Raw genomic sequence first — 10,220 nt, forward strand, 5'->3', positions numbered from 1 at the left:
CGGTGTACGTGACACGCCCGGTGCGGCGGGTGCGAGCTGACGGGGTGTCATGTCAGCGCGGCGGACGCGCCGTCACCGGGGCGGGCCGGGCGCGGGGTCCGGGGTCCGGGGTCCGGGGTCCGGGGTCCGGGATGCGAGGTCCAGGGTTCGGGGTACGGTGGTGAGCTGTTCCGCCTGCCACAGGTCCCGGTAGGGGCCTTCCCGTCGGGTGAGGTCGTGGTGGCGGCCCCGGTCGGCGATCCGTCCCTCGTCCATGACGAGGACCTCGTCGAAGGCGGCGAGGGGGGCGAGGCGGTGCGTGACGACGACGGTGGTGCGGTGGCGCCGTGCGGCGAGGACGCGGTGGACGACGGCGTCGGCGGCGTCGGTGTCGAGTGCTTCGGCGGGTTCGTCGAGGAGGAGCAGCGGAGGGTCGGCGAGCAGGGCCCGGGCCAGGGCGAGGCGCTGGCGCTGTCCGCCGGAGAGCCGGGTGCCGCCCTGGCCGACAGGTGTGTCCCATCCTCGCGGGAGAGCGGCCGCCCAGGTGTCGAGCCCGGCGGTGCGCAGGGCGGCGGTGATGTCCCGGTCGGTGGCGTGGGGGCGCGCCAGGGTGAGGTTGGCGCGCAGGGAGGTCGGGAAGAGGTGGGCGTCGTGCGTCAGGGCGCGGGACGGGGGCAGGCAGGCGGTGCCGGCGTCGGGTTCGACCAGGGAGCCGAGGACCGCGAGCAGGGTGCTCTTGCCCGCGCCGCTCGCGCCGACGACGGCCACGGAACGGCCCTCGTCGATGTGCAGGTCGAGATGGAGCAGGGCCGGGTGGCCGTCGTAGTCGACGCGGACGCCCCGCAGTTCGACGGCGCCTTCCGGGCTCCGCTGGACCCTTGAGCGTACGGGGGTGTCGGACCGCGCCATCAGCGTGGCGACGCGGTGCAGGGCGGGGCGCACCCGGGTCCAGTGCTGGGCGGCCTCCGACAGCGGCAGGACGCTTTCGACTGCGGCCAGGCTGGTCAGGGACAGTACCGCGGTGAGGACCTCTCCCCCCTGCGCGTGCAGGGCGAGGTACGTCACGGCCGTCACCGTGAGCCCTTGGACCAGGATTCCGGCCCCGGTGGTGAGGCCGCCCACCAGCGCGGCCCGCCTCTCGGCGCGGGCCAGGGCGGCGGCCTGGACGTGGGCACGTGCGCGGGCCCGGTCGGTGGCGCCGTAGGCGGCCAGGTCCCGTGCGCCGTCGACCAGGTCGAGGCCGCGGGCGGCCAGCCGGGCACGGGCGGCGACGGTCCGCCGGCCCAGGTGCCGGGTGGCCCGGGCGCTGGCGGCGGGGACGAGTACGCCCGCGACGAGGAGTCCGGCGCCGAGGGCGAGGGCGCCCACGGGCAGGAGCACCGCGAACAGGACCACTGAGCCGACGGCGGCGAAGGAGGCAGTGGTGAGGGGGAGCAGGCAGCGCAGGAGCAGGTCCTGGATGCTGTCGGTGTCCGCGATCAGGCGGGTCAGCGCGTCGCCCTCGGTGTTTCCGGGGCCGTTGCGGGGGCGCCGGGCGAGGGCGTCGTACACGCGGCCGCGCAGTTCCGCGACCGCGCGCAGGGCGACGTCGTGCCCGGCCAGGCGTTCGGCGTAGCGGAACGCTCCGCGCAGGGTGGCGAAGGCCCTGACGGCGACGATCGCCAGTCCCAGGGCGGCGATGTCGGGTTGCTGGGCGGCGCGGGCGATCAGCCAGGCGGAGGCGGCGATCAGGCCGGTGCCACAGAGTTCGGCGGTGACGGCGGCCAGCGCCGCGGGCAGCATCCGTCGCAGGCGCACGGTGCCCCGGAGCAGGCTGACGGCCGGGGTGTTCATGCCGGGGTGCCTTCCGTTCGTGCGGGGTGGAGGCGGAGACCGGACGGTTGTTCCGACCGTGGCGGGTGGAGGGGGTGGTCGGAAGGTGCTGGGGGAAGGGGCAGTTCGGACACCTGGCCGTCGACGATGCGGAGGACGCGGGTCGCGCTCGCCAGGAGGGCCGGTCGGTGGGCGACCATGACGGCGGTCCGGCCGTGCAGGAGGGTGGTGGCGGCCTCGACGACGGCCTGTTCGCTGCTGACGTCGAGGCGGGCGGTCGGCTCGTCCAGCAGGACCAGGGGCGCGTCGCGCAGATGGGCGCGGGCCAGGGCGATGCGCTGGCGCTGTCCGGCGGAGAGGCCCGCCCCGCGCTCCCCCAGCTCGGTCGCGTACCCCTCGGGCAAAGCGCTGACGAAGGTGTCGGCGTGCGCCGCCCGGGCCGCCGCGGTGACCTCGTCGTCGGTGGCGTCCGGGGCTCCCAGGCGGATGTTGTCGGCGATGGTGGTGGCGAACAGGTGGGGGTGCTGGCCCAGCCACGCCGTGCGGGCGCGCCAGGCCGTCGGGTCGAGGGTGCTCAGGTCGGCGCCGTCGACGAGGACGCGTCCGCCGTCGGGCGTGACGAAGCCCATCAGGAGGTGCAGCAGCGTCGACTTCCCCGCGCCACTGGGGCCCACCACGGCGACCCGCTCCCCCGGTCTGATGGTCAGGGAGACCCGGTCCAGAGCGGGGTGTCGCCGTCCGGGGTAGGTGACGGTGACGTCGCACAGCCGGATGTCGCCGGTGAGGGTGACCGGCGTGCTCCCGTGGGTGGGCACGGGCCCGGGAGTTCGGCCCGAGGCAGGCGTGACACCGGGCGCGGGCGCGAGCCCGGAGGTTCGGCCCGAGGCAGATGCGGGCAGGTGCGCGGGGTCGAGGGTCTCCTCGATCTGCCGGGCGACCGCCATGCCTTCGGCCCCGGCGTGGAACCGCGTGCCCAGGGCGCGCAGCGGTCCGTACGCCTCGGGGGTCAGGATGAGCACCAACAGGCCGGTCTCCAGGTCGAGGTGCCCGGCCAGGAGCCTCAGCCCGACGGGGACGGCGACGACGGCCACGGACAGGGAGGCGACCAGGTCGAGGACCAGGCCGGACAGGAACGCGGTGCGCAGGGCGCGCATCGTGGCCGTGCGGTGTGCGTGCGCCATCGCGCGGATGACGCCGGACTGGTGCCCGGTGCGCCGGAAGGCGCGCAGGGTCGGCAGGCCGGTCAGTACGTCCCCGAAGTGGCCGCCCAGCCGGTTCAGGTGCGCCCACTGGTGTGCGGTGGCGTCCTTGGTGCGCAGGCCGATCAGGATCCCGAACACCGGGATCAGGGGCAGCGTGACCAGGACGACCAGCGCGGAGGCGGGGTCGGCGAAGGCGAGCTGGATGAGGACCAGGAGCGGTACGAGGGCGGCCCGCGCCATCTGCGGGACGTAACCGGTCAGGGAAGCGTCCAGGGCGTCGAGGCCGGAGCCGAGCAGCGTGGCGAACCGCCCGCCGCTCTCCTGCGTACCGGCGGCGGCCACCAGCCGGCCGCGCAGGTGCTCCTTGACGGTGGCGGCGCTGCGGCGGGCGACCGTCTCGGTGGTCCAGGACAGCACCGCGCGGGCGGCGAAGGCGACGGCCAGCCAGGGCAGCGCGGTGGCGTCCAGGTCGGCGACGGCGCGGGCCGTCAGACGGGCCTGCACGAGGACGACCGTGCCGTGACCGGCCGCCAGCAGGCCCAGTGCGAGCAGGGCCTTGCGGGGCAGCAGACGGGCGATGCGGGCGCTCACAGGTACATCGGTTCCGTGACGCGGTGGCGGAAGACCCGCCACACCCAGGCCTGGGCCGCGACCAGCAGGGGCAGCGCGATCAGCAGCGGCGGCAGCAGGAAGTCCAGCGACGCCGGGTGGGCGACGCTGTCGATCGGCGACAGCCGGAGCCCGGCCAGGCCCACGGTGACGGCGACGGCCGCGGACGTCAGTAGCAGCGGGAGGGCTTCGGCCCGGCCGGGCAGCAGCCGGGCGCGCCGCCGGAGCGTCCCGGTCAGGCGCAGCGAGGCGAACGCCAGTCCGTGGAGGCAGAAGGCGACGGCCGCGACGGCCATGCCCGTGACCGCGGCGGGGTCGGCCAGGGAGCCGTCGGTCCGGCCGGCCAGGACCGGGCCCAGGACGGCTCCCCAGCCCAGCGCGACCGCCCAGCTGCCGGTGACGGTGGCGGTGTCCCAGGTACGGCGCCAGCGCAGGCCGTCCACGCGTCCGCGCAGCCACAGGCCCCCGTCGCGCAGCACCCATCCGGCGAGGACCAGGGTGAAGGCCGCGTACAGGTCGTGGAGGAGCACACCCTCCAGGTCGGGGAAGGCGCCGGCCAGCAGGCCGATCGCGGCGACCAGCCACACCTCGTTGGCCAGGAAGAAGGGGGCGATGGAGGTGACGACCAGGCGGCGTTCGCCGTCGTCGCGGCCCAGGTAGGGCATGACCATGCCGGTTCCGATGTCGGCGCCTCCCAGGACGAGGTAGCCGAGGGTGAAGAACGCCAGGAGGGCGACGGCGATGATGTCCATGTGTGCCTCGTTCAGTACGTCGCGGTGGGGAAGGGGGCCGCGGGCCGCGACTCGGACGACGGCCGGCCCAGCGCGGCGGCGTCGGGGCCGCGGCGCGCGAAGCGGGCCAGCAGCCAGTAGTTGACGGCCGCGAGCACGGCGAACAGGACCGTGAACAGCACCAGTGACACGCGGAACAGGCCCGGTGAGACGTCGGAGATCGCGTCCTCGGTCCTGAGCAGTCCGTAGACGACCCAGGGCTGTCGGCCGGTCTCCCGGAACACCCATCCGGCGAGCATCGCGAGGAACGGCAGCGGGATCGCGTACACGAGCAGGCGCACGCGGCGCCGTGAGCGCCCGATGCGCTCGCGGGAGCGCGCCATCAGGATCCCGGCGACGGTGATCACCGTCATGAGGACCCAGCAGAACATCATCAGGTAGGCGGCGGTCGCGCCGATGCCGGAGGGGACGTAGTCGCCGGGACCGTACGCCTCGACCATCGCGCCCTGCAGCCTCGCCGTCTCCGCCGCGTCCCCGCCGAAGACGGCCATCTTCATGGGCTGGGTCTCGTCCAGGATGCCGAAGAACATGCTGCCCATCCCCACGGTCAGCAGCAGCGCGGGCAGCGCGGTGCCCAGGCCGATGCGCAGGGAGCGGCGGAAGAACTCCTCGTCCGGGGTGCGCCGACGCAGGTGGTACGCGCTGATGCCGGCCATGACCAGGCCGCCGGTGGCCAGGGCGCCGCCCAGCAGGTGGCCGAGGGCGACCAGGGCGTTCTGGTTGGTGAAGACGGCGCGGGCGTCGGTGAGCCGCAGGACGCCGTCCACGACCTCCGCGCCGACCGGGTGCTGCAGGAATCCGTTGGAGACCATGATCCAGTACGCGGAGGCGTAGGCGGTCAGGACGATGCCCCAGATCAGGGCCAGGTGCACCCAGCGGTTCAGCCGTCCCCAGCCGAAGATCCACAGTCCGAGGAAGGTGGATTCGAGGAAGAAGGCCGTGATCGTCTCCAGCGCGAGGGAGGAGCCGAAGACGTTCCCGGCGAAGTGCGCGAGCCCGCCCCAGTTGAGGCCCAGCTGGAGTTCCATCACCAGTCCGGTGACGATGCCCAGCGCGTAGTTGATGACGTAGAGCTGGCCCCAGAAGCGGGTCATGCGCCAGTGCGGGTGGCTGCCCGCGAGGGTGGCCCGGGTCTGGATGACGGCCACCAGGGTGGCCAGGCCGAGGGTGAGCGCCACGAAGAGGAAGTGCGTACCCGCCGTCAGGGCGAACTGCAGACGGGCCAGGTCGAGGGTGACTGCGTCCATGGTTCAACCCTGGTCGCCGGAACGACGCCGGACGTCGTACCGGGGTGCGAACCGGCGTTGCCCCCGTGGAGGTAAGCGGGCGGTCCGGTACTCCCCGGGGGACCCACGGACGCGCCCGTCACGGCGATCTCTGCTACCTGGGGAGTACGCGGCGCGCGATGGCCCCCGCGGGAGTACGCGCGAGTCCGCCCGGAGCCTGACCCGCACCGGCCGGACGGACGGGACGATGGAGGCCTGACCCGACCCTGGCGGGCGCCGTACCGCACCGTGCCGGGCGGCCGACGCCGACCGCCGGGCGGAAGCACCTCCCGGGTGCCGGGCCGCGCCACTGTGAGGATGTACGTGTGGACAACTTGCTGCGCACCGGCCTGAGCGAACGCGTCACCGCCGCGGTCCACCGCGATCCGGCGGACTCACGGCACCCCCTGCGCAATGACGTGCTCCTCGCACTGTTCCTGATGGGACTGTCCGTCGCACTGGCCGGCATCGGCCACGACGGGAAGCACCTGGACGCACTGGGGTGGATCCTGCTGCTGTGCGGACAGGCACCGCTGGTCTGGCGCCGCTCCCACACGCTGCCCGCCCTGATCGTCATGATCGCGTTCATCGGCCCGTACCACGCGCTGGGCTACAACCACACGGCGCCGGTCGTCGGCACCATGACCCTCCTCTACACGGTCGCGGTCACCGGGACGCCCCGCCGGGCGGTGATCACCGGCGCGGTCGTCATCGCCGGGACGGTGGCGGCGAACTGGATCTCGGACGCCGGCGGAGCGCTGGGCACCCTGCGCGTCTCCGGCTGGATCGCCGCGGTGGTCATCGCCGGGATCTGGATGCGGGGGTACCGGCAGCGGGCCGTGCACGCCGAACAGACCCGCGAGGAGATGGCTGCCCGCCGCGTGGCCGAGGAGCGGCTGCGCATCGCCCGGGACCTGCACGACCTGCTGGCCCACTCCATCACCTTGATCGGCGTACAGACGTCGGTGGCCTCGCACGTCCTCCAGCTGGATCCGGACCAGCTCGACCGGCAAGCCGTCTCCGAGGCGCTGGACGACATCGCGGAGACCTGCCGTACCGCCCGCTCCGAGGTCCGCGCCACCCTGGAGGTCCTGCGCAACGAGCAGAACCCGGAGGACGAGGGCCCGCTCCCCGGCCTCGCCGCACTGCCCGCCCTCGCCCGGCGCGCGGACGCGCGGCTCACACTGGCCGTCGAGGGCGACCGGCTGCGGCCCTCGGTGGAGGCCGCCGTCTACCGCATCGTCCAGGAGGCCCTCACCAACACGGCCCGCCACGGCGGTCCGCAGGCCCGTGCGGTGGTCAGCGTGGAGGGCCGCGACGACACGCTGCACCTCACCGTCACGGACGACGGCACACCCGGCCACGGCACCAGCGGGTCCCGGTTCGGGCTCATCGGGATGGAGGAACGCGCCCGCAGCGTCGGCGGGACCCTCACCGCGGGCCCGCGCCCGGGCGGCGGGTTCGCCGTCACCGCCCTGCTTCCGCTCGCACCGTCCGCCCCGCGAGAGGACCCGTCACGTCCCCGAGAGGAATCTCAATGACCGTGTCAAGCCACACCCGGTCCTCCCGGACCGCCAACCATTCTTAGGGACCCATCATGATCCGCGTACTGCTGGCGGACGACCAGCACCTCGTACGAAGCGCCTTCGCCATGCTCGTCAAGGCGGCTCCCGACATGGAGGTCGTCGGCCAGGCCTCCACCGGGCGGGAGGCCGTGGAGCTGGCCCGCGCCACGCCCGCCGACCTCATCCTGATGGACATCCGCATGCCCGACCTCGACGGCATCGAGGCCACCCGTCTCATCGCCGGGGACGAAGAACTGAACGGGCTGAGGATCCTCGTGCTCACCACCTACGACACCGACGAGAACATCGTCGAGGCCCTGCGGGCCGGAGCGTCCGGATTCGTCGTCAAGGACATGCTCCCCGTCGACCTGCTCGCCGCGATGCGCACCGTCGCCGCCGGTGAGGCACTCCTCTCGCCCGGCGCCACCGGCCGGCTCATCGCCCAGGTCCTCAACGTCCAGAAGCCCAGCCCCGTCCCGGCGGAGCTGGCCCAGCTCTCCGCGCGGGAACGACAGATCCTCATCCTGGTGGCCCGCGGGTTGAACAACCAGGAGATCGCCGACCACTTGGAGCTGAGCCCGCTGACCGCGAAGAAGCACGTGAGCCGCATCATGGGCAAACTGGGCGCTCGCGACCGCGCCCAACTCGTCGTCACCGCCTATGAGTCGGGCCTGGTGACCCCGGGCACTGCGACCGACGGCACCGGGATCGGCTGATCCGCGGGTTCCTGGTGCCCGGTCCTGGGGCCCGGTCCGTGGCGCCCGGTTCGTCGTGCCCGGCGACGCCTGGTTCATGGCGCCCGGTTCAGGCTGTGAACTCGATGCGGAACGGGTCGTCAGTGATCAGGCGCTGGTACTTGCGGAGGGCTCCGAGGACACCACCGGCGGAGCTGTTGGCGCTCTGGGAGATGTGCAGGCGCAGACAGGTCTCCGTGTTGGTGGTGGGCCGGTTGGGCCACGTCGCCGGCGCCGACCACACGCCGTTCGCGTCGAACTGAGGCGTCAGTTCGGCGCAGAGAGCGCCGGCCTGGCCCCCCTCCCTGGTACTGGCCATCGGGAACTCGTCGCAGCTGTCCTTGCCGCGAACGGCCGGGTAGAGGTTGGTGAACGAAGAGCAGGTCGCGGCGCGGTTGGCCCCCGCCTGCGCCTGGTCCACCGCGTGCAGGAGGTTGGTCCCGCGGCGGGTCATGACCGCTTCGTAGATCGGTACGACGAGCCCGTACTTCGCGTGCGATCGCGAATAGCTCAGGACAGGGGGGTCGTCGGTGGGGATGACGCAGCCCCGCAGCCGGGGCTGCTCGGCGTCGCAGCGGATCTTCGCGCCCGCCGGGCTGGGCCAGGACGCCTCCGCGTCGATCGGCTCGCCCCCTGGCATCGAGACGTACATCGTGTAGTCGGTCTGGAAGGACGAGCGGGTGCTGCCCGCCGCGAACTCACCGCCGTTGTACTTGGTCGTCCCCGTGGCCTCCCCGTTGAGCGCAAGAGTCCTGGCGTACCAGGGCTGCTTGGTCACCGTCTTGCATCCCGTACCGCAGCCGACCTTCATGCGCACGGTGAGGCTCTGTACGTCTCCTTCGACACGGATCACCTTGGCGGTGATCGTCTCCTTCAGTTCCAAAGACCTGTAGGAGGTGGCGAGGGACGAGTTGACGGCGATCAGGCCCCTGCCTATCACCACGGAGTTCGCGTCGTAGAGCGTGTACGTGACCTCGGCGCCGTTCAAGCACATGCCGCCGGTACGACTCCAGCTCCAGGTGCCGGGTTCGGTGATCCGGCAGGAGGGTGCCGGCGGCTCGGGGTCGTCGGTGTCGGGCTCGAACTCGGTGCTGATGCCGTCGCCGGCCGGATCGTCGGGCTCTGCTTCGTCGCCTGGCAGGCCGCGGGGGCCCTTGCTCGCTTCGCCGTTCCGCTTGGCTCCCGAGTCTGTGGGGCCATGGGTGGCCGCCGCAGCGGGAGTTCGTGCGGCCTGGGACGGAAGTGCGGTGCCCGCCTTGGCGGACGGTCTGCTCCTCACCCGTATGCACGCCCTGACGGCGTCGTGCGTCGCGGTGCGCGCGCCGGCGGGGACGTCGGTGCAGGTGTCTCCCGCGGTGAAGGGAGCCGTTCGCAAGATGGCGGCCGGGGCGGCGGGGTCGACCGGCGCCGGGCTGGTGGAGCCGGAGGCGTCGCGGCCGTGGGCCTCATCAGCGCTCGAAGTGCCCGCGGCCGTGAGGGCCAGGGTGAGGGAGAGCGCCAGAGGGAACAACACCACTCGGATACGTCGTGCTGACATGTCTTCTCTCTGTCGGACTGTTGTCGCGGATCGGTTGCGAGAGGGCTCGGACGGTCGACGACACCGAGGAGGCGGTCAGCCGCGGACCACGCCGCGCGCCGAGAGCTGTCCTGCGGCCTCAGAGCCAGAACCACAGGTGGTCGTCGGCGCCGTTCTCCCCCCACAGCGGGTCGTCCTTCTGGCACGGGTAGAGCGTCAGCGGATTCGCGTTGCCCTTGTCCGTGTTGTCCGACGCCCAGCCGGGAACGTCCAGGCACAGTCCTGACTTGGCGTTCACCAGGTACCGGGCGAGACCGGGTCCGGGCACCCAGTACCACTCCTGGTTGTCGGTCGCGGCGTTGGCCGCCGCGACGCACGTGTACATCCCGACCTTGGTCGTCGGCGGGTTGTCCTCGGCGTTCGGCACGTCGACGCACTGACCGCTCTTGGTGTTCTTGAGCATGAACAACTGCCGTGCCGTACCCCCGACGTTGAGGCCGCGCGTGTGCACGAACTCGAACTGCTGGTTGTCGGAGGACGCCGGCTCGACGCAGGGGTACTGGTACGTGTACGCGCCGTACGTCGCCTCGGCGTTCGGGAGGTCCGCGCACCAGCCGGTCGCCGCGTTCAGCAGACGCCCCTGAGGGAGGTCCGGTGTGTTGTCGGTGCGGGTGATGACGGCGTTGTTGCGGGTTTCGGTTTCTGCGAGGCAGCCGCCTTGCCAGGAGCGGCTGGTGATGCCGATGA

8 protein-coding genes are annotated in these 10,220 nt (G+C 72.8%); 2 read left to right on the forward strand and 6 right to left on the reverse strand.

The window, feature by feature from the left end; genetic code table 11:
* Positions 1–72: 72 nt before the first annotated feature.
* Genes cydC through ABT160_RS25705 form a run of 4 tightly spaced genes read right to left on the reverse strand, consistent with a single transcriptional unit; the run spans position 73 to position 5,640 of the window.
* Positions 73–1,812: a thiol reductant ABC exporter subunit CydC gene (gene cydC / locus ABT160_RS25690; RefSeq protein WP_351650158.1), complete on the reverse strand. Its 1,740-nt coding sequence runs from the start codon at positions 1,810–1,812 to the stop codon at positions 73–75.
* A complete protein-coding gene (cydD, locus tag ABT160_RS25695) occupies positions 1,809–3,584 on the reverse strand; it encodes a thiol reductant ABC exporter subunit CydD (RefSeq protein ID WP_351650159.1) in 1,776 nt (591 codons plus the stop codon). Before cydD ends, cydC begins: the two co-directional genes overlap by 4 nt.
* A complete protein-coding gene (locus ABT160_RS25700) occupies positions 3,581–4,354 on the reverse strand; it encodes a cytochrome d ubiquinol oxidase subunit II (RefSeq protein WP_351650160.1) in 774 nt (257 codons plus the stop codon). The genes cydD and ABT160_RS25700 overlap by 4 nt, the downstream gene beginning before the upstream one ends.
* An 11-nt stretch (positions 4,355–4,365) precedes the next feature.
* Positions 4,366–5,640: a cytochrome ubiquinol oxidase subunit I gene (locus tag ABT160_RS25705; RefSeq protein WP_351650161.1), complete on the reverse strand. Its 1,275-nt coding sequence runs from the start codon at positions 5,638–5,640 to the stop codon at positions 4,366–4,368.
* A 344-nt stretch (positions 5,641–5,984) separates the two neighbouring features.
* On the opposite strand from ABT160_RS25705, the gene ABT160_RS25710 reads away from it, so the two are divergent.
* Complete coding sequence (locus ABT160_RS25710; RefSeq protein WP_351650162.1) at positions 5,985–7,199, forward strand: sensor histidine kinase; 1,215 nt, start codon at positions 5,985–5,987, stop codon at positions 7,197–7,199.
* Positions 7,200–7,255: 56 nt separating this feature from the next.
* Positions 7,256–7,939, forward strand: coding sequence for a response regulator (locus tag ABT160_RS25715; RefSeq protein WP_351650163.1), 684 nt, complete (start codon positions 7,256–7,258; stop codon positions 7,937–7,939).
* 88 nt (positions 7,940–8,027) lie between these two features.
* Here ABT160_RS25715 and ABT160_RS25720 read toward each other — a convergent pair whose 3' ends face one another.
* The gene (locus tag ABT160_RS25720; RefSeq protein ID WP_351650164.1) at positions 8,028–9,494 is read right to left on the reverse strand and encodes a NucA/NucB deoxyribonuclease domain-containing protein; all 1,467 of its coding nucleotides are present in this window, start codon (positions 9,492–9,494) and stop codon (positions 8,028–8,030) included.
* Positions 9,495–9,612: 118 nt separating this feature from the next.
* A partial coding sequence (locus ABT160_RS25725; RefSeq protein ID WP_351650165.1) for an RICIN domain-containing protein occupies positions 9,613–10,220 on the reverse strand: 608 nt, incomplete at its 5' end.

Origin of the sequence: Streptomyces sp. NPDC001941, assembly GCF_040296945.1 — a bacterium.
Taxonomy (GTDB): domain Bacteria; phylum Actinomycetota; class Actinomycetes; order Streptomycetales; family Streptomycetaceae; genus Streptomyces.